Here is a 22,492-nt window from a genome sequence, read left to right as displayed (position 1 = left end):
GAAAACGCACAAATTGCACCATATAAAAAAGAAGTGGAGAATATAGAAATTATGAAATGTAACACCGCTAAAAGATTTTTAAGACCGCAGGCAATTAAACACTATATTACAGAAAATAACGGCTCAATTTATCACTTCATGAGCCTATACAGCGACAATGAACCCTACCCGATTAATGAGCTGGTGGAAATTCAAAAGCAAGTGATAGGCGAAATCATGGCTGATTATAAACTATGTGCTAGTGAGTTTTTAGAGCAGCAATTAAAACAGGCGGAACGCTTATTAAAACGTATTGAACACAGAGAAAAGCAATTAATGAGCGGAAACACTGAATACAAAACTGAATTAGAACAGATACAGGCAAATAATAACGCCCAATAATTCCACCACCAAAGCGACATATTAACCTAGACTGTTCTAGGTTTTTATTTTGTTTATTGAAACTATCCCAAAACAGGACTATAATTTAATTAATCCCAAAACAGGACTATATAGACCTATGAGAATAATTTCAATATCAACACTTGTTAACTATTGGCAAAAGCACCCTGAAACAGAACAACCATTAAAAGCATGGATAGCCGAAGTTAAAAAAGCCAACTGGCAAGATTTACACGATATAAAAGCACAATATCGAACAGCAAGCATACTAAAAAACCGTAGAGCGGTATTTAATATTAAAGGTAATCATCATAGATTAATTGTAGCCATAGCCTTTCAGTTAGGTATTGTTTATATCAAATTCATAGGCACGCACGCAGAATACGACAAAATAAACGCTGATAACGTGGAGATTTAAGCAATGAACATTAAACCAATTAGAACAGAACAAGACTACAACCAAGCCTTAAAAGCTGTAGAGCCGTTATTTAATAAAGAAACCCTAACCGCTAATGAGTTAGATTTTTTAGACGTAACCACTACGCTAATAGAAAACTATGAAGCAAAGCACTACCCTATTGACCTACCCGACCCAATAGAAGCAATTAAATTCAGAATGGAGCAACAAGGGCTAGAAATAAAAGATCTTGATAATATCATTGGCAAACCTAACCGAGTTTACGAAGTCTTTAATAAAACCCGTCCATTAAGTTTAAACATGATGAAAAAACTACACTCAAAGCTAGGCATAAGAGCGGATATTTTGTTACAAGCCTAGTATTTAACTCTTTAATAATAACAGCCTATTTTAAACTAATAGGCTGTTTTATTATTCATAGGTTTTATACAGTACATGTTTTGGCATAAAAAACGGTTAAAAATGGCTAAAACTGGAAAATAAGGGGCTTTTATCCCCTGAAATCCCCGTTTATCCCCGTCCGAACCCCGTCTTATCCCCGTCTTTTATATATTTGATTTTAAACAAGAAAGAATAAAAAGCGGGGCTAAAACGGGGATAAGGGGATAAATTTTCAAAAAAAGAAAAATATTTTTATAAAAACGAAAAAAGGCTATTTTATACAGTACATTAAGAAACAACACAGATTTTAAAAGGTACTTCCGACGGGGTACGCCTTTCCACGGGGTTAGTGCGGCGTGGAGAACGGCTATTTTTTGAATTTCTAACCGTCATCATCATAGGTTATTTTTTACTCATTTATGGGGTGACTTTCAAGAATAAGGGTACAAATAAGGGTACAAAATGAAATTCAGCCAAGCATTACCAATAAAATAACTTGAAATTCAATGATATATATTTTTGGTTCGAGTCCGACCACTCACCAAATTACAAGAAACCACGTTGTTACGTGGTTTTTTTTCGTCTAGTATATTCTTGAGCATAGTAGATAAAATCAACAACAAAAAAGCGTAGAATATTCTACGCTTTCTCATATTATTTAATAATTTTCAAATGTGATGCCGATTTATTATCTGTTTTCTTTACTTTATTTACATTAGTTTTTGGCTTATCCACAATATCTTGGAAATTAGTTGGTTGTTCAACTTGTGAAGCCTGATCTAGTTCATCATAAATCTTTTCAGGTTCAAACATTACACCATCACCATTCTCACGTGCATAAATAGCTAATGCGGCTCCCATTGGGATATACACATCTCTTGGCACACCTTGGAAACGAGCATTAAATTCAATCGCGGTATTACCTAAAGATAAAGCTCCAACTGCCCCAGATGAAATATTTAACACGATCTGACCATCTTTCACATATTCTTGTGGCACCACAACCCCATTATAGGTTGCATCAACTACTAAATAAGGTGTAAAACTATTATCAATCAACCAGTCGTAATAAGCTCTTAATAAATAAGGGCGTTTAGGTGTTGATTTATATTCCATTACCATTACTTATCATCCATTAAATTTCTAGGTGTAGCATTACCAACCGATTGTTGGAAAGAATCACGTTCAAATACTCTATTCATATAGGCTTTAAGTGCTTTACTTCCTATACCTGTAAATTCTACGCCTAAATCCTGCATTCTCCATAATAACGGAGCAATATAGCAATCTACTAAGCTAAATTCTTCGCTCATAAAAAATGGTGTTTGATCGAAAACTGGGGAAATTGCCAATAATTCTTCTTTTAATTGAGCTAATGAATTTTCTCGTTCTTCGTCAGTTCCATTTTCTGCTTTAGCTAAAGTTGGATACCAATCTTGTTCAATACGTTGCATTAATAAACGTGTTTTACCTCTAGCTACTGGATAAACAGGCATTAACGGTGGATGAGGAAAACGTTCATCTAAATATTCCATAATAATACGGGAATTAAACAAAACCAGATCACGATCAACCAATGTTGGTAACGTACCATAAGGATTTAACTCCATTAAATCTTCTGATAGACTTTGAGCATCTACAATTTCTGCCTCATAAGCGACACCTTTCTCTGCTAATACAATACGTACTTGATGACAATAAATATCATATTTATCATAGAAAAGAGTCATTATTGACCGTTTATTTACTGCACTTGTCATTTAGTCCTCCAGCGACTAAAACAGGATGTTGAAATGTTTAAAGTGAGATTAATTCTTGAATAGAATATAACCTTATAAAATATCTTGGCATTATACCATAAAGACAGCCTAAATATCCAAATAAAAAACGGCGGAACCATGCCACCGTTTAATAAAATGAAGAATTCTCTCTTAGTCAACAATTAATGTGCGACAAGTATTTGTATCGCCATTACCTAATGGATCTCCATGAGTTAATAACACAAGATCACCTGAAACTAAGAAACCTTTACTTTTTAGTAATTGTACTGCTTGTTTTGCACCTTCCGCTGTACGGGATTCTTCTTCACAATAAATAGGTGTTACGCCACGATATAATGCACAAAGATTCAACGTAGATTGATGACGAGATAATGCAAAAATAGGTAAGCCTGAACTAATACGTGACATTAATTGTGCCGTATATCCTGAGCTAGTCATAGCAATAATAGCGGCTACACCTTTCATATGGTTGGCAGCATACATGGCAGAAAATGCCACTGACTCACCAATGGTGTCAAATTGAACATCCATACGGTGACGAGAAACGTTAATGCTTGGCATTTTTTCAGCACCCAAACAAACTTTCGCCATTGCCGCAACAGTTTCTGCTGGATATTGACCTGCCGCAGTTTCTGCTGAAAGCATTACTGCATCTGTACCATCTAATACAGCATTAGCCACGTCCATAACTTCCGCACGAGTTGGCATTGGATTGCTGATCATAGATTCCATCATTTGGGTTGCCGTAATTACTACACGATTTAAACGGCGTGAACGACGAATTAATTTTTTCTGCACCCCAACTAACTCAGGATCACCTATTTCCACACCTAAATCACCTCGTGCTACCATGATCACGTCAGAAGCTAAAATAATGTCATTCATTGCAGCATCATCAACCACGGTTTCAGCACGTTCTACTTTTGCCACAATTTTTGCGTTTAAACCTGCTTCTCTTGCTAATCTACGAGCATAATTTAAATCTGCACTTGAACGAGGGAAAGAAACCGCTAAATAATCTACGCCAATACGAGCAGCCGTAATAATATCCGCTTTGTCTTTTTCTGTTAATGCGTCTGCGGACAAGCCACCACCTAACTTATTAATTCCCTTATTGTTTGATAATGGACCGCCGACAGTTACTTCTGTAAATACTTTAGCCCCTTCAGTAGTCAATACTTTTAATTGAACACGACCATCATCTAATAATAAAATATCACCAGAAACAACATCGCGTGGTAACATTTTATAATCTAAACCAACCGCCTCTTGATTACCTTCACCTTTTGGTAATTCAGCGTCTAAAACAAATTTATCACCCACATTTAAGAAAATTTTACCGTCTTTGAAAGTAGAAACCCGAATTTTAGGACCTTGTAAGTCACCTAAGATTGCTACATTTTTGCCTAATCTTTTGGCTATTTCACGTACTTTATTAGCACGTCCTATATGATCATCAGGTGTGCCGTGAGAAAAATTCATACGAACAACATTTGCCCCTGCTTCAATAATTTTCTCTAAATTATCACCTTGATCTGTAGATGGTCCCATTGTACATACAATTTTGGTTCTTCTTAATTTTCTAGACATTACTTTCTCCGTTGCTAATATTGCTATTTAAAATGAATATTACTCATATCGTCATAACATTGACCGCTACCCCGTTATAACGAAAAAAACTGGTAGGCATTATACGCTGAAAATGCACTGAAAGCGAGATGCCTTAAATAAAAATTTCCTTTTGACTTTTATATGGGTTTACGATTATATTTTTGTTAATTTATTGTATAAGGAAAATCAGATGAAAATTTTTATTATGCGTCACGGCGAAGCTGAAATGTTTGCGAAATCCGATAAAGATCGTCCCCTTACCGAATTTGGTGAACAAAGCTCATCAAATCAAGGGGCTTGGCTAAAAGAAACCGCTGCACAGTTTGATAAAGTACTCGTCAGTCCCTATATTAGAACAAAACAAACCTTTGAATATATTAATAATATTTTTGATGACAAACTCACAGAACGAACCGAAATCTGGGATGCCATTACCCCTTATGGTAAAGCGGAAGTCATTGTAGATTACCTTTCTGTTTTGTTTGATGAAGATATACAACAAATTCTTATTGTTTCACATTTGCCATTAGTAGGAGAAATTGTGGCTGAACTATGTGGTAAAAATAACGTGTCTTTTTTACCAGCAACCATCGCAGAAATTGATTGGGATGGTGAAATCGGTAAATTAATTCAAACAAAAAATCCCCAAAGTGGATAAAAGTGCGGTCTTTTTTAACTGAATTTTAGCCCAATCCAGCTACAGCATTATATTAATTTAAATACGATCCTTGCTGACCAAAATTTCCATATTCCCAACCTAAATAACGAGCAGAAACGGCATCAGCAAGAGATTCAAATTGTTCAACTTGAGTAAAAATCTCCTGTGTATCTAAGGCTAATTCTTGCTCAACTTTGACTAAATATGCCCGATTGTCCTTATCTACTTTCACTCTATTTTCAGTATATTTAATCCGATCAAAATGGATCTTTGATAGATTGCATTTCTCAATAAAACGCTCAATATCCTCTTTTTCATCAAAATGGAAATTATGTTCTACTAACTGCGGTTCAGATAAATTCACACCATTTTCACTTAACGTATCTAAAATTTCTTCCGTCAAGGTCATTTTATGTTCTAATGGTGATGGCAATAAAAATTCAAAATAGGTATCCCAATTCAGATCCTGTTGAATAACTAACTCATCATAAGATAATTGTCCTAAGGTTTCTAACAAACTGATTTCATCATTAAAATAGAAAAATTGTTGTGATTTACCATTAGACAAAATATGCCCAGCATAAACTACATCAGGTAAGGCACAAAGTTGCGTAATTGTGTGTAATATTTGCCGAAATATCTCATGATGAGATACTTCTGTAGGCAATCCATTTTTATCACCTTGGTAATATCGAATAATTTGAGCAATATTCATTTGACGAAATTCTGACATTTCCATCAAGGAAACATTAACAGTAACAACTGCCACCTGATCATTAAACCAAGTGCGATAATTTTGCCAATTTTGTTGTTCTATTTCTTGCTGAAAATCAATGTCTGACATTATTTAAATTCCGCCCAAATTGGTGCATGATCAGAGGGCTTTTCCATTGCTCGAATATCCCCATCAATCCCCACATCTATACATTTTTCTGCCAATGCCTGATTTGCCAGAATATGGTCAATACGCAAGCCTCGATTATCATCAAAACCCTTGGAACGATAATCAAACCACGAGAATTGATCATTGACTGTTGGATTTAATTTACGGAAAGTATCTTCTAACCCATAATTATATAGGCGTTGATACCATTCTCTTTCTTCAGGTAAAAAAGAACATTTACCTGTTCGTAACCAACGTTTACGATTTTCTTCCCCAATACCAATATCCAAATCCGTTGGGCTGATATTCATATCGCCCATAATTACAATAGGATTCAACTTATTATGTTGGTTTTCCACATAATGTTGTAAATCTGCATAGAATTTCTGTTTAGCTGGGAATTTAGTTTCATGATCTCGAGATTCCCCTTGTGGAAAATAACCATTAATCACCGTCAATAGCCCAAATGGCGTATCAAAATCCGCCATAATAATCCTTTTTTGTGCATCTTCATTATCGGTTGGAAAGCCTTTACGTACTGCAACGGGTTGCTGTTTACACAATAACGCCACACCATAATGCCCTTTTTGTCCATGATGAAAAACCTGATAACCCAAATGTTCTACTAATTCGTAGGGAAATTGTTCATCTGCCACTTTAATTTCTTGCAATCCCAAAATATCAGGCTGATGTTTCTCAATAATTGCATTTAACTGATGGGGTCTAGCCCGTAATCCGTTGATATTAAAGGATATAATTTTCATAAAACTCTCTAAATAAAAATGAATGGTTTATTATACAGCCTTTATAAAGTAGGGGGAACTGGATAAATAAAATAAACGCTCTATTTTACTAATAATTTTTCTTTTGATAATCATTATTATTTGATATGATTCCAGTGGTTATTTTTATATTATACGGAGCTTAATGATGAAAAAAGTATTATCACTTCTTGCACTAACAACCTTTGCTCTTGCTCATCAAGCAATAGCACAAGAATCTAACCCAGCAACAATTAAAATAGAAACGGGTACACAAGCTGGTAAAGTGTTAACCGAAAAAGGCAGAGTATTTGTAAATCAATCTGGCACTGTCGTGCATGGCTTTTTCAAAGCTGGCGATAAAATGAAAAGACATAACCACGACGGCTATGAACTTTTCTTTACTGTGTTAAAAGGCAAAGCTAATATTGTGTTAGATGATAAAGAAAATCACCCAATTAATGCAGGTGAAATCCTTTATTTCAACGGTAAACATTTTATCAATGCTGATTTCCCTGAAGAAACCGAAGTATTAATTAGCTTAATCAAAGAATAATTGAATTTATTAAAAAATCTGTACTTTACTTAAAAAAGTACAGATTTTTTATTTACCATTTTTCTGCAGCAATATGATCGCTATTTCGTTCTTCAATCCAACGCTCACCTTGCTCGGTTTGTTCTTTTTTCCAAAACGGTGCTTTGGTTTTTAAATAATCCATAATAAATTCATTAGCTGAATACGCATCACCTCGATGAGCGGTACTCACCCCAACTAAGACAATTTCATCACCAGTATGCAACAACCCAACTCGGTGAATTATTGCCACTCTTTGTAAATCCCAACGCTGTTTAGCTTCTGCCACAATTTCTTGCAAGGCTTTTTCAGTCATGGCTGGATAATGCTCTAAATATAGGCTAGATACTTTGTCGCCTAAATTCATTTCTCGCACTTTCCCCACAAAAATGGTGGTTGCTCCCACAGAATTTTGCTCCGATAACCAACGATAAACTGCATTTTGATCAAAGGATTGTGTCTGCACCGCAATTAAAATATCTGACATTTACCCCCCTGTTACTGGCGGAAAAAAAGCAATTTCATCACCTGATTTTATTGTACTTTCTAATGGCAACAAGGTCTGATTGATCGCCACCAATAACCTACCTTTTTGCAACGCTAACGCCCATTTGTCACCCTGTTTAGCCAAATGCTGACGCAGGCTTTCTGCTGTATCAAATTCTGCTTTCAATTCTAATTGCTCAATACCAATTAATTCTCGGGTTTGAGCAAAAAATAACACTTTTAACATATTTATCCATTATTCCACTTTAAAATGTCCTGATTTTCCACCGCACTTTTCTAACAAACGCAAGCCTGAAATCACCATATCTTTTTGTACCGCCTTACACATATCATAAATAGTCAATGCTGCCACGCTTGCTGCCGTTAAGGCTTCCATTTCGACTCCCGTTTTGCCAGTTAATTTACACAGGCTTTCAATGCGAACTTGGTTACTGTCTGAAAGTGCGGTTAAATTCACTTCTACTTTAGATAATAACAACGGATGGCATAACGGAATCAGTTCCCACGTCCGTTTCGCCGCTTGAATCCCTGCAATTCTGGCGGTGGCAAATACATCTCCTTTATGATGATTTCCTCTGACAATCATTGCTAAGGTTTCTGGTGACATTGTCACAAATACTTCCGCACGAGCTTCTCGCACCGTATCTTGTTTAGCGGACACATCCACCATATTGGCTTCACCATTTTGATTAATATGGCTAAATTCTGTCATTTTTCCCTCTTTATCCACCAATACTAGCTAAATTAGCTCTTACACCACTATTACCTTGATGCAAGAAATGATGTTCTCGTTTACCCTGTAACGCACCAAAAAGCCTTGCTTGTAAAAGTAATTGCTGGTTATCTGATTGTAACAATTCTCGCAAATCAACGCCTTCTTCGCCAAATAAACATAAATGCAATTTACCTTTAGCAGAAACTCGCAAGCGGTTACAACTGACACAAAAATTTTTCTCGTACGGCATAATTAGCCCAATTTCACCTTGATAATCAGGGTGCGAAAACACTTTTGCGGGTCCATCTGTCCGTCCTTTCGGTTGTAATTGCCAACCTTGTCGCAATAATTTATCCACCAAAATTTGCCCCGAAATATGATGTTTTTGGAAAAAATAATCCATTTCCCCCGTTTGCATTAATTCAATAAATCGCATTTGAATCGGACGATGCTTTATCCAAGCCAAAAACTGCTCAAACTCCCGATCATTAAAATCTTTCATCAATACTGAATTAATTTTAATTTTCTGATACCCCACTTCAAAAGCACGATCAATACCACGCATTACATCATCAAATTTATCTTCCCCTGTAATACGATGAAATTGCCGAGGATCAAGGCTATCCACGCTGACATTAATTGAGGTAATCCCTGCTTTTTGCCACAAATCCACATCTTTTACCAAACGATAACCATTAGTGGTTAAAGCAAGGGTGTGAATATTTTCAATAGCAGAAATATTTTCCACAATCTCCAGAAAATCTTTACGCAATGTAGGTTCACCACCAGTAATTCGCACTTTCTCTGTTCCCATTGCAACAAATGCACGTACCACACGGCGAATTTCATCCACATTAAGAAATTTATCACGCTCAGGGTTCGGCTGATAACCATTGGGTAAACAATAGTTACAACGAAAGTTACAAACATCAGTAATCGACATTCGTAAATAGTAGTATTCTCGTTGGAACGGATCAACAAGCCGCTCCGACAAGTTTCGGATAGGAATAAATTGCATGAAATACCTTTATAAAAAAGAATAGGATAAACCGTTTCCAGCGTATCCCCGAGTAATAGCATAACATTATGACTATCACTGGCATTGCTACCCTATCTTTATTACATTGACGTAGGCACGCAAGCTCGGTATATGAAATTCTTTTTATTTTAAAAGAGATAGGCTAAAAGCACAACTAAAAAGCCAATGATTAAGCCCTTTCAGGTAGAAATATTAGGTCATTATTTTATTCAATTATAGAGAGGTTTATATAACGTAAAATTATCTTTTTAAAAATAAGCAAAAAATGGTAAATTAATATCATCTTTTGTAAAAGGATTATTAATGGGATTAATAGGATTTATGATGACAACACTAAACAACAATACTCACCTAAAACAAATTAAACATCTGGTAGCCATTGGGGGTGGTCACGGTTTAGGACGTGTGATGTCATCTTTAAGTTTCTTAAAAGGGCAACTTACAGGTATCGTTGCAACCACCGATAATGGCGGTTCAACAGGTCGTATTCGCGATGCTCACGGTGGTATTGCGTGGGGAGATTTACGCAACTGTTTAACCCAAATTATTGCCAATCCCACCACAGCATCTGCGGTATTTGAATATCGCTTTGGTGGCACAGGTGAGTTAGCAGGGCATAATTTAGGCAATCTAATTTTAAAAGCCTTAGAAGATATGAATATTCGCCCCACAAAAGCGATTAACTTAATTCGCAACTTCTTGAAAGTGAAATCTTTCTTGCTCCCCATGTCAGATAGTCCAGTACATTTAGGGGCAATTTTGCCATCTGGCGAACAAATCTTAGGCGAAGTCGCCGTAGATAGCTTACAGCAACTTCCCGATTCTCTATTTTTATCTCCAAATGTTCCTGCTTCGCCCGAAGCAGTTAATGCTATTTTGCAAGCGGAAGTGATTTTACTTGGACCTGGTAGCTTTTTAACCAGTATCATGCCAATCTTATTATTACCTGAAATTATTCAAGCCCTCAAAGTAAGTTCGGCTAAAATTATTTTTATTGATAATCTCGGTGTCGAACACAGTCCATCAGCCAGTTTATCCTTATCGGATCGCATTCAATGGATCAATAAAACCGTTGGAAAAGATATTGTAAATGGTGCAATCACGCCTATACAAATTGATAATGAACAAACATCTGAAGTAAAATTATTGGTACGCAAATTAAACGCAGATGATGTTACTTATCGCCATGACCGATATTTACTCCGCTCTGCCATAAACGATATGATTGCTGAATTGTCCTAAAAAACACAGTAGAAAAAATAAGCCACTCAACAGAATGGCTTATCAAAAATTAGGCTTTAGTTAAATCTTTAATGGTTGTGGTTACTGAATTATTCATTACTGATTTCACGCCATTTTTAGCCGATTCTTGTGATGAATAATATTGACTACGTCCAATTTCTTGATGATTTTTAGCTTTTAATACAAAATAAGGCTTATCATTTTTAGCTACTCGATATTCAAATAAGCTTTCATTTGCACCATTTTTTTGTACAGAAGCAATACCATTTTCTGCTGCAGCACGAGTTTTGTATAACTCACTAGTTAAAATAACTTGACTATTTGCCGCTTTTAAATTGAACATAAATTGTCCGTCGCTGGCTAATTTTAATTCATACCAACCTAATGCCATTTTAAACTCCTTGTTACTGGGTGATTCATCTGGAAATAACTTCCAAAACAAATAATAGGCTATTTGATGATTTTTTCAACTGTTTTTCATAAAATTTTATTTATTTCAGTAAACTAAGTTACGTTTTTACCGCACAAAACGTATTTCACACCAAGTTGATTCGCTACTATTTGGATTAGATTCATTTGGTGATCATTTTTATGAATAGTTAAACAGCAAGGCTTATTAATGATGATAAAATTCTGATGCTGATATATAATTTTAAGCATAGCTATCAAAAATAAATTTGCCTCGTCTTAAAAGAAAAGGAAAATACACAATGAATAAAGATATTCACTTTTATTTTGTTCGTCATGGTCGAACCATTTGGAATGAACAAAGATTAATGCAAGGATCAGGTAATTCTAATCTCACCGAACAAGGTGTACAAGGTGCAATCAAAACTGGTCAGGTGTTACAAAATATTCCCTTTATTGCTGCCTATTCAAGCTGTTTACAACGTACCATTGATACTGCTCAATACATTCTAGGTGAACGAGATATTCCACTATTCCAACATAATGGCTTAAATGAACATCATTTTGGCAGTTGGGAAGGGCTTGTAGTAGATGATATTCGCCAACATGAAGAATTTCAACAAATGCTCAATGATCCTGCTAACTATAAAGCAATCTGTAACAATGGCGAAACTTGGCAACAACTTGCCGAGCGAGCAATGAAAGCGATACAAGATATTATTAAAATCCACCAACAAGGCAATATTTTAGTCGTTTCGCACGGTCATACTTTACGCTTACTCATTGCGTTATTAAACGGTGCAACTTGGCAAAATCATCGTGAGAATGGACAAAGCGAAACACTTGCTAATACCTCAATTAGCGTAGTTCGCTATGTTCAACAAGGAAATCAATTAGGACAATTTATGGTAGAAAAAGTGAATGATGTAAATCATTTAGAATAAAATGAAATGTGGTGAAAAATTTTAATATTATTCACCACATTATCATTCATCTATTGGCTGAGTGTATAGACTAAGTAACCCCAATCTGTAAAAATTCCCCCACCGTATGAAATGAGCCAAATACCAACACGACATCATTTTTATCGGTATTTTTCACCGCACTTTCTACCCCTAAAGCCACCAAATTTTCCACTTGAACCTTGACTTTAATGGCTTGTTTCTCAGCTACTGAATATAATTTTTCCGCAAGCTGTTCACCAGTTTGTCCACGGTAGCCTAACAAGGTAACACAATGCCACTCATCAATGATTGATAACAACGGTGATAACACATTTTCCGCATCTTTATCTTGTAAAATACCACAAACTGCGGTGATTTTTCCTGAAATTTTGCTTTTTAATTGGGTTAATTTTTCGGCTAAATAACGTGCGGCATGGGGATTATGACCAACATCAATAATAATTCTAGGTAAATCTTGTAAAGATTTTTCTGTTAACTTTATCAGTGCGGTTAAACTTTCTGGTTTAACCGTTTGAAAACGCCCGATTAATTCCACTTCATTTAAGGATTTTCGGAGAATTTCAGCAGAAATATTAAATGGCAAAGACTGTACGGCAGCTAACGCCGTTGCCGCATTTGCTAATGGAATTTGACATAGCGGTAAATTTCCTAGCTGACAGTTGTTATTTTGCCATTTCCACTGTTCGCCTGTTATTTCAAATTGCCAATCTTGATTACAACAAGAAAGCTGGCAATTTAACGATTTTGCATACTCGATCATTGAATTTGGAATATCTGGCTCACCAATAATCACAGGCTTGTTTGCTCTAAAAATCCCTGCTTTTTCAAATGCAATTTTTTCTCGAGTATCGCCTAAGTAATCAATATGATCAATATCAATACTGGTGATTACCGCCATATCTGCATCCACGATATTAGTCGCATCTAATCGACCACCCAAACCCACTTCTAAAATGACCACATCTAAATTTGCTTGCTTAAATAAATACAAGGCAGATAGCGTACTAAATTCAAAATAGCTTAGAGATTGATTTTTATGGGTATTAATAAACTGGAAAGAACGAATATGATCTTCGTCTTGTACATCTTGATTTTGAATCCGCACACGTTCGTTGTAACGAATTAAATGCGGTGAAGAATAGACACCAACTTTAAAACCAGCGTTAAGTAAAATAGTTTCCAGCAAGCGACAGGTTGTACCTTTACCATTAGTGCCACCCACTGTTATTACATAAGGGGCTGGACTTAATAAATCTAATGCTTGAGCAACCGATTTTACTCTTTCCAGTCCAAGATCGATGACTTTACAATGACTGTGTTCTAAATAATAAAGCCACTCCTCAAGGCTAGATTGTAGCGTTGGCGTGGCTTTTGAGTTATGTAACATCACTCAAATATATCCTATTTAAGCTCTGTTGCAATAGTGCTTTCTGCGGTAACGTTTTCTACTGTATTTTCAAGTAATTCAGCTTCAATAAATGGTGATGGCAATCCCATTAATTGACTTAATACATTTGCCAATTTTTCACGCATTTCGGCACGTTTCACGATCATGTCAATAGCTCCGTGTTCTAATAAAAATTCAGAACGTTGGAAACCTTCTGGCAATTTTTCACGTACCGTTTGCTCAATGACTCGCGGACCAGCAAAACCGATTAAGGCTTTCGGTTCAGCAATATTTAAATCACCTAGCATGGCAAAGCTGGCTGACACACCACCTAAAGTTGGATCGGTTAATACAGAAATAAACGGTACACCTTTTTCTTTCATTTTTGCCAATACTGCACTGGTTTTTGCCATTTGCATAAGGGATAACAAGGCTTCTTGCATTCTCGCACCACCACTGGCAGAAAAACACACAAACGGACAATTTTTTTCAATAGCTTGTTCCGCCGCTTGCACAAACTTCGCACCAACTACCGATCCCATAGATCCGCCCATAAAGCTAAAGTTTGATGCTGCTGCGACAATCGGCATGCCATACAGCGTACCAGAAACGGTGATTAACGCATCTTTTTCGCCAGTTTCTTTTTGAGCAGCTGTAATACGATCTTTATATTTTTTCAAATCTTTGAATTTTAACACGTCTTGTGGTTCAAGATCAGCGGCTATTTCCACAATACTATCTTTATCCAACAACGCATCTAAACGCTCACGAGCATCAATCCGCATGTGATGACCACATTTCGGACAAACTTCCAAATGGCGTTTTAATTCATCACGATATAATACTTGTTCACATGACGTACATTTTGTCCATACACCTTCTGGCACATTGGCTTTTTTTCTTGCCGAAGATGACGGCGATTTACTAAAAATTTTATCAATCCAGCTCATTATTTAACCTTAATGTTGTTAAACGGAAATTTTGCCTATTTAACCACAAAAATGGCTTTTTTTGTAGGTTTTTCTGTAATAAATTGGCAAATCTGATCTGTGTTTGTCATCATTGCTTTTAAATTTCAGTTATCGACAGTTCAAATTTTTTCTTTATTGACATTCCACCAAATAATATCGCCAATCCCCTTGCAATGCTCGCCATTGAACAGCATATTCGGCTTTCACACTAACTGAACCTTGCTTATCCCCTGTCGGTTTATGAATTTCGCCAGTAATTGGCGTTTGTGGTGAACGAAAATAGCCATAAATGCCTTCATTTTGACCCGAATAGAACTTTTTATTATCCACCAAACAAACGCAATACGTTTGGGTGAATCCAGCTTGTTTTAGCTGTTCCATAAAAGCAATGTCTTTAATAAATTGGTACATCTGCTCTGGGTGTTGCCCATTTCTTGGAAATTTTAATTCCACGGCATATTTTTCACCGTTTTCACCTAAAATCACTATATCTATTTCACGTTTTACAATGTCATCTTTATTGATATTTAAGTCTAAAATTTTATCGCTAATATTCCGTTCAAACTGCACTTTGTATTTTTTCTCGCCTTGAGAATTTAAGGTGTGACGTAAGAAAATCCCCAGTTCGTGTTGCAAGCTAAATTCGTTGTAAATGTCATCTTGTAAGGTGTTTTCCTGTTGTAACTGATTGAAAAACTGCTCAATTAAGGTATTTAAATGAAGAGAATGTGACGTTGTCATAATATTGTCCTTGTTGATGAAATGAAATAAACCTAATTTTAATAGGCGTTTTTGATTATAGCAAATTGTGCAAAAAAAAAACAATGATAGAATATATTCCGTTCAAATCGAACAACAATCACTATTTTAAGGATAACACAATGAAAAAACTCAACACCCTACTCGCAGTAAGCTTACTTACCGCTTTTAGCTTAAATGCGTATGCCGAAAAAACCTTTTATGATTATAGAACAATGACAGTATCAGATTTTGAACAGGGTATCAAAAATAATACCATCACTAAAGAGGAAATTTTTCAATCTATTGATAACCAATATCCCATGGGCTATGTTTTAATCGATGTTTATAAAAGAATGATGGGGAGCGTTGTAGATGATGTAAAAAACAGCACAAAAAAAGACATCTGTTTAGAGCCTAAATATGCCTCCTTAACGAAAAATCCGATAATTATCACGGGAAAAAGTACAAGTGAAGCACAAGAAGAAATGAGTTCCTATATGAATATACTTGCAAACGCAAAACAGCTCGATGAAGAATATATGAATAAATTTGGATGTACGAGAATGACATGGGATCTTCAAATCTCAATGTTAGAAGCGGAACTCGCTCAACAAGGACGTATCAAAGATACTCCAGCTTTAAAAGGCGTTAGAAAAGCAATGGGAATGGAATAAAATTGCCATTCAAATTTTAGGGGGAAATGATTTTCCCCTTTTTCCTTTAATCTCCCAAAAACAACGGCCCTAACGCCGTTTTCGGCAACTCAAACCGCTCAGGATATTTCACATTCACCAAATATAAGCCTTCAGGTTTTGCAGTCGGTGCGGCTAAACTGCGGTCTTTTTTGGCTAAGATTTCTGCGATCCATTCTATCGGTTGTCGTCCACAGCCCACTTCCATTAAGCTGCCCACAATGTTACGCACCATATGATGTACAAAAGCATTGGCTTGAATATCCACCACGATATAATCGCCGAAACGCTCGACTTTCAAATGATGCACATTTCGCCACGGCGTTTTGGATTGGCATTGGGCGGCACGGAAGCTGGTAAAATCATTTTCGCCGAGCAACGCCTGCCCTGATCGTTGCATTTTTTCCGCATCCAGTTCCAAATGGGTATGGGTTACGCCATAGGGCAAAATCGCCGAACGCAATTTATTGCTGTATAAAATATAACGATAACGCCGTGCGGTGGCAGAAAAACGAGCGTGGAAATCATCAGGCACGACTTTCGCCCATTTCACCGCAATATCATCAGGCAAATTCGCATTAGTGCCAAATGCCCAGGCTTTTTCAGGGTGAATCACGTCGGTCTCAAAATGCACCACTTGCCCTGTACCGTGTACACCGCTGTCAGTGCGACCTGCACAAAATATATCAATAGGAACGTTGGCGACAAAAGACAAGGCTTTTTCTAATTCGGCTTGCACGCTCGCCACGCCTTGTTGTCGTTGCCAACCGAAATAATTTTTGCCGTTGTATTCAATGCCTAAGGCAATTTTCATCAAAACATCTCCCCTTTTACACCGCATTTTTCACTTGAATATGCACCGTAATTTCTTCCCTGTCGTGATATAAGTGTTTGGCTTGTAGGCGAAATTGAATGCCGTGGCTATCTAACTTATCCGCCAGCTGTTGAAGACATTGTTGCACTTCTTGATAACGTTTTTTCATCGGTAATTTCAAATTAAAAATCGTTTCTCGACACCAACCGTTCAGCAACCATTTGGCGATAAGATCGGCAATGCGGCTCGGTTTTTCCACCATATCACACACCAACCAATCAATTTTACTGCGTTTCGGCGGTTGAAATTTAAACCCGTCTTCGGGGCAATGTTCAATTCGCCCTGTATCGTGCAGACTGGCTGCCATTTTGCCGTGATCCACCGCATAGACAAACAAGCCACGGCGGACTAATTGGTATGTCCAGCCACCAGGGCAAGCGCCGAGATCCACGCCTGTCATATTCTCATTTAGGCGTTTCGGTTCTTCTTCCTTAGGAATAAAGGTTAAAATCGCATCGTCCAATTTTAAAGTGGAGCGGCTTGGTGCTTCCGCAGGGAATTTAAGCCGTGGGATCCCCATAAAATGAGCGGAATGATTGTTATTATAGGAATAACCAACATAACAGGCATTATTTGCTATAAATAAACAATGTAAGGTAACACCACTTTTTTTAATTTCTTGGCATTGCAACCATCCCTGTTTTCGCAAGGCTTGGCGTAATGGTACAGTAAATTTCCGACAGAATCCTAATAATTCTTTTGCTTCATTAGTATCCGCGGTTTCTACCCAAATTTCAGTGCTTTGTTTTAGGTTAAACTGCGGTAAAAATTCATGAAATTTTTCGACAATTGGGCTAATACGATCGATAGGATCTAAATTTGTCAATAAATCCGATATGACGATTATTTGACGAACAAAAATTAATTGATTAAAAGGAATCTCACGAGCTAATTTATCCGCTTCTCCAATTTGATAACATTCAAAAATGACATAACCACTATTTTCTTGCACTCGAGCAAAGCCGAATACACCACGCTCTGCCGCTTTATCCGTTATTTCCGCCGCCACTTCTTTTTCAAAACCAATACGGCAATATAATGCTAATTTATTCAATGAACTTCCTTATTTCATAGCTCTTCTGGCGAAACTAGAAGGTACCGAAACCACCAATAATGTTGCCCAGCCGAATAAAAACGCCATTCCCCCAACTGGTACAAACATGGCAATGGAGCAAGTACCTAATACAGCCATGGTATAAAGTGGACCACTAAACAACAATATACCTAATAACCATGAAAAACCGATAATATTCACCGCAGTTTGACGGCATTTAGGTGCATTCTGTGGCATAGTGGCAGAAATAAACCAGCCTAATGCTAACAAAGCAACCGTGTGAAAAGTATGATATTTCCACGCAATATCAAACCAATTTATTTGTTGCTCTGAAAATTCATACTGCAAACCATGAGAAACAAAAGCCCCAAAAGCAACACTAATAAACCCGCTCAAGGCGGCAAACGATAAAAATTTATTTCCCATCATATCTCCTTATTTATTCCTGATTTATCAATCTCTTGTACAATCCAATGGCGAAATGATTGGATCGTTTTTTCATTATTTCTAACCTGATTATTGACCACATAAAAAGATTTAGGATCTTGCAATTTCATTGGTAATACAATTTGTAAATTGCCTTGATCAATTTCCTGTTGAGCTAACATCTGATTCGCTAAAATCAATCCCTGCCCATAAACCGCTGTTTGTAATGCCATTAATGTATGGCTAAATATACAACCATTTCGCACATTTGGCAACTCTATATTTAAATAATGTGCCATCATTTGCCAGTTATCGTGATTATGAATATGAATTAGTTGATGTTGTTGCAAATCTTGTGCCGAATGAATCGGTTTTTTCTCCAATAATTTAGGTGATGCTAATATCACCAAATCCGCCTTGGCTAATCGTTCTGTATAGAGATTATCCCAATTACCATAGCCATAATAAATAGCAACATCAATATCTTTATTTAAGATACCCTCATCTTGTTCTGTTGCTCGAATCCTAACTTCAATATCTGGATATAATTGATTAAATGAATATAAATGTGGTACAAGCCATTGAATGGCAAAAGTTTGTGGTACACTAATGTTTAGCTGAGATTTGTCTTTCGACATAATTTTCTCTGTCACATGAGCGAGTTTCTGTAACAATGGCGAGATTTCAGCATAATACTGTTTCCCTTTTTCAGTCAGTTCTAACAACCTATTTTTCCGTACAAATAACTCAATGCCTAAAAAATCTTCTAATAATTTAATTTGATGACTGACAGCCGCTTGGGTAACGAAAAGTTCTTCTGCAGCTTTGGTAAAACTTAAATGGGTAGCTGAACTTTCAAAGGCTTTTAATGAATTTAAGGGCGGTAAACGTTTTCCCATAATTTTCCCCTAATTTTGATGAGTAGGATTAGTTTTTTTGATTCGACTGATAAGTTTTTCTCATTTGACTGGTCTATCCAGTTACATTATACTACAAACATACTTAATCATGAGTAATTCTTTTCATTAATTAGAAGTTGCTTACTTTTAATTAAGTATTATGTTGTGTTTGCATATTGTTCGGGAAACCGAACATAACTTCCTGTATATTTAACCCTAAACTTGGGGTAACAACACCGCACTTTATAAGTGCGGTGTTTTTTATGGAATAATTCTAACATTAGCCCACATAAAATCTCAAATAATAGTTTGAGATCTTCACATTATCATGTAAATTTAGCGACATCATCTTTTTCAAATACAATAAGGATAAATTATGAAAGATCTTGACTGGAATAATCTTGGATTTAGTTATATAAAAACAGACTATCGCTATATTGCTTACTGGAAAAATGGCGAATGGCAGAAAGGTGAATTAGTGACAGATAATGTGCTACATATTAGTGAAGGCTCCACCGCACTGCACTACGGACAACAATGTTTTGAAGGATTAAAAGCCTACCGCTGTAAAGACGGTTCAATTAATCTATTCCGTCCTGATGAAAATGCCAAACGTATGCAACGTAGCTGCCAACGTTTATTAATGCCAGAAGTGTCTGTTGAAATGTTTATAGATGCTTGTAAACAAGTGGTAAAAGCCAATGAAGAATGGATTGGACCTTATGGTTCAGGCGCCACCTTATATTTACGTCCATTCTTGATCGGAGTTGGAGATAACATAGGTGTGAATGTTGCTCCTGAATATATCTTTTCTATTTTTGTTTGCCCAGTGGGAGCCTATTTTAAAGGTGGTTTAAAGCCAACTAATTTTATGGTATCCAATTACGATCGTGCCGCTCCACATGGAACTGGAGCTGCCAAAGTTGGTGGAAACTATGCGGCTAGCCTTTATCCAGGTAAAAAAGCCAAAATTCAAGGTTATGCCGACTGTATTTATTTAGATCCCACCACTCACACCAAAATTGAAGAAGTGGGATCTGCAAATTTCTTTGGTATTACCAGAGATAATAAATTTATCACCCCTATTTCACCATCTATTTTGCCAAGTATCACCAAATACTCTCTACTCTATTTAGCAAAAGAACGCTTTGGTATGGAAGCGATTGAAGGTGATATATATATTAATCAATTAGATCAATTTAGCGAAGCGGGGGCTTGTGGTACAGCAGCAGTGATTACGCCAATCGGCGGTATTCTCAATGGTGATGACTTCCATGTTTTCTATTCAGAAACTGAAGTTGGACCTGTAACTCGTAAACTTTATGAAGAATTAGTTGGAATTCAATTTGGCGACAAACCAGCACCTGAAGGCTGGATTGTTAAAGTAGAATAATAAAATCTGCACCTTAGTAAGTTAGTTAAGCTAACTTCTATGGTGCAGACATTATCAAAGCACAATAAATCTTAATCTAAAGATTAAGCCACAAACTTCTCACCCAATTCAATATCTGCTTTTAATTGTGGTAGCATTGCGTGTAATTGTTCTTGTTCAAAGGCACTTAATTCACCGATTGGTAACAAGGCATCTACACCATTACGACCAAAACGTACTGGTTGCGAGAAGAAACGAGCATATTCACCATTGCCCTCAACGTAAGTACATTCTACTGCGACTTCACCTTGCAAACCTCGTACTAAAGCTTGGGTAAAACGAGCGGCTGCCATTGCCATTGACAATGTTGCTGAACCAGCACCAGCTTTCGCATTTACGACATCCGTACCAGCATTTTGCACTTGTTTAGTGAGTTCAACGATTTCTTCTTTTCCCCAAGTTGCATATTGTACTTGTGAGAAAATTGGTAAAATAGTTGTACCAGAATGACCACCAATGACAGGAATACTGTTACGTTCTACTTCTAAGCCTTTTTGTTCAGCAACAAAAGTTTCTGCACGCAACACGTCTAATGTTGTGATACCAAATAATTTACGTTTATCATAAATGCCTGCACGTTTTAATACTTCAGCAGCAATAGCCACCGTCGTGTTTACAGGGTTAGTGATAATACCCACGCAAGCTGTTGGGGCGAATTTCGCTACATTTTGTACTAAATCACGGATAATACCAGCATTAATATTAAATAAATCTGAGCGATCCATACCTGGTTTTCTTGCCACGCCAGCAGAAATAACCACCACATCAGCACCTGTTAATGCAGCTCCAATATCATCACCCGCATAACCTTCCACTTTAACTGCGGTAGAAATGTGGCTTAAATCTTTCGCTACACCAGGGGTCATTGGAGCCACATCGTATAATGCTAGCTCTGATCCTGCTGGAAGTTGTAATTTCAATAATAGTGATAATGGTTGACCGATACCACCTGCTGCACCTAAAACGGCAATTTTCATAGTTTTCTCCTTAACATTAAAAAAATTAGGGCTTGTAACAACTCGGTAATCATAAGAATTGGCTACAAAACCTAGCTCTCATTTATAGTTTAAACTTAACAACAGTATAATTCAAATAGCAAAATATAAATTTGCGATCTAGCTCAAGTTTTTGTTTATTTATTTGGATATAAATAAATTTTTATTGATTAATTGTGCATTTTTATGCAAAACTTATGCAACGCATTCTAAATTAGTAAAAAGTGATGATTGAAACAAAAAACGATAGCCTCATGACGGCATTTAAAGAGTTATTAGCACAAGAAAAATTTGCTTCACAAATAGAAATTGTCAATGCTTTACAGGATCTTGGATTTAATAGCATTAATCAATCAAAAGTATCTCGCATGTTGAGTAAATTCGGAGCTGTGCGTACTCGCAATACCAGAATGGAAATGGTTTATTGCTTACCAAATGAATTAAGCGTACCTAATACCAGTAGTCCATTGAAAAATTTGGTGTTAGATATTGATCATAATAATTTTCTAGTCGTCATTAAAACCAGCCCTGGGGCGGCACAATTAATTGCTCGGCTATTGGATTCTGTCGGCAAAACAGATGGTATTTTAGGTACGATTGCTGGTGACGATACCATTTTTATTACACCAACACTTAATACACCAATTAAGCAACTTATTATTAATATTCAACAACTTTTTGAAAATTCCTTATAATG

At 36.5% G+C, this 22,492-nt stretch carries 28 protein-coding genes and 1 riboswitch; of the genes, 10 read left to right on the top strand and 18 right to left on the bottom strand.

Annotation, left to right across the window (positions count from 1 at the left end; all coding sequences use genetic code 11):
- Window positions 1-51: 51 nt before the first annotated feature.
- The 3 genes from O1Q80_RS06630 to O1Q80_RS06620 are packed head-to-tail and all read left to right on the top strand — an operon-like array spanning window position 52 to window position 1,159.
- The gene (locus O1Q80_RS06630; protein ID WP_386693828.1) at window positions 52-381 is read left to right on the top strand and encodes a hypothetical protein; all 330 of its coding nucleotides are present in this window, start codon (window positions 52-54) and stop codon (window positions 379-381) included.
- A gap of 49 nt (window positions 382-430) precedes the next feature.
- Window positions 431-799, top strand: a complete 369-nt coding sequence (locus tag O1Q80_RS06625) for a type II toxin-antitoxin system HigB family toxin (RefSeq protein ID WP_386686057.1) — start codon at window positions 431-433, stop codon at window positions 797-799.
- Between the two features lie 3 nt (window positions 800-802).
- Window positions 803-1,159 (top strand): type II toxin-antitoxin system HigA family antitoxin, encoded by a 357-nt coding sequence (locus O1Q80_RS06620; protein WP_386686055.1) that lies wholly within the window; start codon window positions 803-805, stop codon window positions 1,157-1,159.
- Window positions 1,160-1,834: 675 nt separating this feature from the next.
- On the opposite strand, the gene O1Q80_RS06615 is transcribed toward O1Q80_RS06620, so the two are convergent.
- The 3 genes from O1Q80_RS06615 to pyk all read right to left on the bottom strand — a co-directional run bounded on the left by O1Q80_RS06615 (window position 1,835) and on the right by pyk (window position 4,551).
- A complete protein-coding gene (locus O1Q80_RS06615) occupies window positions 1,835-2,296 on the bottom strand; it encodes a ClpXP protease specificity-enhancing factor (protein ID WP_386693826.1) in 462 nt (153 codons plus the stop codon).
- Window positions 2,297-2,301: 5 nt separating this feature from the next.
- Window positions 2,302-2,940, bottom strand: a complete 639-nt coding sequence (sspA, locus tag O1Q80_RS06610) for a stringent starvation protein SspA (protein WP_386686051.1) — start codon at window positions 2,938-2,940, stop codon at window positions 2,302-2,304.
- A gap of 171 nt (window positions 2,941-3,111) precedes the next feature.
- Window positions 3,112-4,551, bottom strand: a complete 1,440-nt coding sequence (gene pyk / locus O1Q80_RS06605; protein WP_386686049.1) for a pyruvate kinase — start codon at window positions 4,549-4,551, stop codon at window positions 3,112-3,114.
- Between the two features lie 211 nt (window positions 4,552-4,762).
- Here pyk and sixA point away from each other — a divergent pair, with 211 nt between their 5' ends.
- Entirely contained in the window at window positions 4,763-5,230 is a 468-nt protein-coding gene (gene sixA / locus O1Q80_RS06600; RefSeq protein WP_386686047.1) for a phosphohistidine phosphatase SixA, read from the top strand.
- Window positions 5,231-5,282: 52 nt separating this feature from the next.
- Here the strand turns inward: sixA and O1Q80_RS06595 are convergent, their stop codons facing one another.
- Both O1Q80_RS06595 and xthA read right to left on the bottom strand, forming a co-directional pair.
- The gene (locus O1Q80_RS06595) at window positions 5,283-6,074 is read right to left on the bottom strand and encodes a TIGR01619 family protein (protein ID WP_386693824.1); all 792 of its coding nucleotides are present in this window, start codon (window positions 6,072-6,074) and stop codon (window positions 5,283-5,285) included.
- Complete coding sequence (gene xthA / locus O1Q80_RS06590) at window positions 6,074-6,877, bottom strand: exodeoxyribonuclease III (protein WP_386693822.1); 804 nt, start codon at window positions 6,875-6,877, stop codon at window positions 6,074-6,076. The genes O1Q80_RS06595 and xthA overlap by 1 nt, the downstream gene beginning before the upstream one ends.
- Window positions 6,878-7,043: 166 nt before the next feature.
- Here xthA and O1Q80_RS06585 point away from each other — a divergent pair, with 166 nt between their 5' ends.
- Window positions 7,044-7,430, top strand: coding sequence for a cupin domain-containing protein (locus O1Q80_RS06585; protein ID WP_386686041.1), 387 nt, complete (start codon window positions 7,044-7,046; stop codon window positions 7,428-7,430).
- Between the two features lie 52 nt (window positions 7,431-7,482).
- On the opposite strand, the gene moaE is transcribed toward O1Q80_RS06585, so the two are convergent.
- The 4 genes from moaE to moaA all read right to left on the bottom strand — a co-directional run bounded on the left by moaE (window position 7,483) and on the right by moaA (window position 9,688).
- Window positions 7,483-7,935, bottom strand: coding sequence for a molybdopterin synthase catalytic subunit MoaE (gene moaE / locus O1Q80_RS06580; RefSeq protein WP_386686039.1), 453 nt, complete (start codon window positions 7,933-7,935; stop codon window positions 7,483-7,485).
- Complete coding sequence (moaD, locus tag O1Q80_RS06575; protein WP_386686037.1) at window positions 7,936-8,181, bottom strand: molybdopterin synthase sulfur carrier subunit; 246 nt, start codon at window positions 8,179-8,181, stop codon at window positions 7,936-7,938. It lies immediately after the preceding gene.
- Between the two features lie 9 nt (window positions 8,182-8,190).
- Entirely contained in the window at window positions 8,191-8,667 is a 477-nt protein-coding gene (moaC, locus tag O1Q80_RS06570; protein ID WP_386686035.1) for a cyclic pyranopterin monophosphate synthase MoaC, read from the bottom strand.
- Window positions 8,668-8,677: 10 nt separating this feature from the next.
- The gene (gene moaA / locus O1Q80_RS06565) at window positions 8,678-9,688 is read right to left on the bottom strand and encodes a GTP 3',8-cyclase MoaA (protein WP_386693820.1); all 1,011 of its coding nucleotides are present in this window, start codon (window positions 9,686-9,688) and stop codon (window positions 8,678-8,680) included.
- Window positions 9,677-9,831, bottom strand: a riboswitch (molybdenum cofactor riboswitch). Its footprint overlaps the gene before it by 12 nt.
- 202 nt (window positions 9,832-10,033) lie before the next feature.
- Here moaA and yvcK point away from each other — a divergent pair.
- Window positions 10,034-10,951: a uridine diphosphate-N-acetylglucosamine-binding protein YvcK gene (yvcK, locus tag O1Q80_RS06560; protein WP_386693818.1), complete on the top strand. Its 918-nt coding sequence runs from the start codon at window positions 10,034-10,036 to the stop codon at window positions 10,949-10,951.
- Between the two features lie 49 nt (window positions 10,952-11,000).
- Here yvcK and O1Q80_RS06555 read toward each other — a convergent pair whose 3' ends face one another.
- On the bottom strand, window positions 11,001-11,342 hold the full coding sequence (locus O1Q80_RS06555; protein ID WP_386686027.1) for a YegP family protein: 342 nt from the start codon (window positions 11,340-11,342) through the stop codon (window positions 11,001-11,003).
- 319 nt (window positions 11,343-11,661) lie between these two features.
- Between O1Q80_RS06555 and O1Q80_RS06550 the strand changes: the two genes are divergently transcribed.
- On the top strand, window positions 11,662-12,303 hold the full coding sequence (locus O1Q80_RS06550; RefSeq protein WP_386693817.1) for a histidine phosphatase family protein: 642 nt from the start codon (window positions 11,662-11,664) through the stop codon (window positions 12,301-12,303).
- Between the two features lie 70 nt (window positions 12,304-12,373).
- On the opposite strand, the gene folC is transcribed toward O1Q80_RS06550, so the two are convergent.
- From folC to O1Q80_RS06535, 3 genes are all read right to left on the bottom strand, one after another.
- Window positions 12,374-13,711 carry a bifunctional tetrahydrofolate synthase/dihydrofolate synthase gene (gene folC, locus O1Q80_RS06545; RefSeq protein WP_386693815.1) on the bottom strand — a complete coding sequence of 446 codons (1,338 nt, stop codon included), beginning with the start codon at window positions 13,709-13,711 and terminating at the stop codon, window positions 12,374-12,376.
- 14 nt (window positions 13,712-13,725) lie between these two features.
- A complete protein-coding gene (accD, locus tag O1Q80_RS06540; RefSeq protein WP_132302483.1) occupies window positions 13,726-14,661 on the bottom strand; it encodes an acetyl-CoA carboxylase, carboxyltransferase subunit beta in 936 nt (311 codons plus the stop codon).
- A 153-nt stretch (window positions 14,662-14,814) separates the two neighbouring features.
- Window positions 14,815-15,423 (bottom strand): hypothetical protein, encoded by a 609-nt coding sequence (locus tag O1Q80_RS06535; protein ID WP_386693813.1) that lies wholly within the window; start codon window positions 15,421-15,423, stop codon window positions 14,815-14,817.
- A gap of 140 nt (window positions 15,424-15,563) precedes the next feature.
- Here O1Q80_RS06535 and O1Q80_RS06530 point away from each other — a divergent pair, with 140 nt between their 5' ends.
- A complete protein-coding gene (locus O1Q80_RS06530) occupies window positions 15,564-16,097 on the top strand; it encodes a hypothetical protein (protein ID WP_386693811.1) in 534 nt (177 codons plus the stop codon).
- A gap of 46 nt (window positions 16,098-16,143) precedes the next feature.
- Here O1Q80_RS06530 and truA read toward each other — a convergent pair whose 3' ends face one another.
- From truA to O1Q80_RS06510, 4 genes are read right to left on the bottom strand one after another with little or no spacing between them, the layout of a single operon-like run.
- Window positions 16,144-16,929, bottom strand: coding sequence for a tRNA pseudouridine(38-40) synthase TruA (truA, locus tag O1Q80_RS06525; RefSeq protein ID WP_386693808.1), 786 nt, complete (start codon window positions 16,927-16,929; stop codon window positions 16,144-16,146).
- Window positions 16,930-16,945: 16 nt separating this feature from the next.
- The gene (gene rlmM / locus O1Q80_RS06520; RefSeq protein ID WP_386693807.1) at window positions 16,946-18,043 is read right to left on the bottom strand and encodes a 23S rRNA (cytidine(2498)-2'-O)-methyltransferase RlmM; all 1,098 of its coding nucleotides are present in this window, start codon (window positions 18,041-18,043) and stop codon (window positions 16,946-16,948) included.
- 9 nt (window positions 18,044-18,052) lie between these two features.
- On the bottom strand, window positions 18,053-18,469 hold the full coding sequence (locus O1Q80_RS06515) for a DUF423 domain-containing protein (protein WP_386693805.1): 417 nt from the start codon (window positions 18,467-18,469) through the stop codon (window positions 18,053-18,055).
- The gene (locus tag O1Q80_RS06510) at window positions 18,469-19,368 is read right to left on the bottom strand and encodes a transcriptional regulator GcvA (RefSeq protein WP_386686006.1); all 900 of its coding nucleotides are present in this window, start codon (window positions 19,366-19,368) and stop codon (window positions 18,469-18,471) included. Before O1Q80_RS06510 ends, O1Q80_RS06515 begins: the two co-directional genes overlap by 1 nt.
- Before the next feature lie 373 nt (window positions 19,369-19,741).
- Here O1Q80_RS06510 and O1Q80_RS06505 point away from each other — a divergent pair, with 373 nt between their 5' ends.
- Entirely contained in the window at window positions 19,742-20,761 is a 1,020-nt protein-coding gene (locus O1Q80_RS06505) for a branched-chain amino acid aminotransferase (protein ID WP_386696161.1), read from the top strand.
- Between the two features lie 83 nt (window positions 20,762-20,844).
- Here O1Q80_RS06505 and mdh read toward each other — a convergent pair whose 3' ends face one another.
- Window positions 20,845-21,777, bottom strand: coding sequence for a malate dehydrogenase (gene mdh, locus O1Q80_RS06500; protein WP_386693802.1), 933 nt, complete (start codon window positions 21,775-21,777; stop codon window positions 20,845-20,847).
- A gap of 245 nt (window positions 21,778-22,022) precedes the next feature.
- Here mdh and argR point away from each other — a divergent pair, with 245 nt between their 5' ends.
- Window positions 22,023-22,490 carry a transcriptional regulator ArgR gene (gene argR / locus O1Q80_RS06495; protein WP_386686002.1) on the top strand — a complete coding sequence of 156 codons (468 nt, stop codon included), beginning with the start codon at window positions 22,023-22,025 and terminating at the stop codon, window positions 22,488-22,490.
- The last annotated feature ends 2 nt before the right edge of the window (window positions 22,491-22,492 follow it).

Source organism: Lonepinella sp. MS14435, from assembly GCF_042485795.1.
Classification (GTDB): domain Bacteria; phylum Pseudomonadota; class Gammaproteobacteria; order Enterobacterales; family Pasteurellaceae; genus Lonepinella.
The sequence above is the reverse complement of the archived record's forward strand: the minus strand, read 5'-3'. Positions and strand labels throughout refer to the sequence as shown.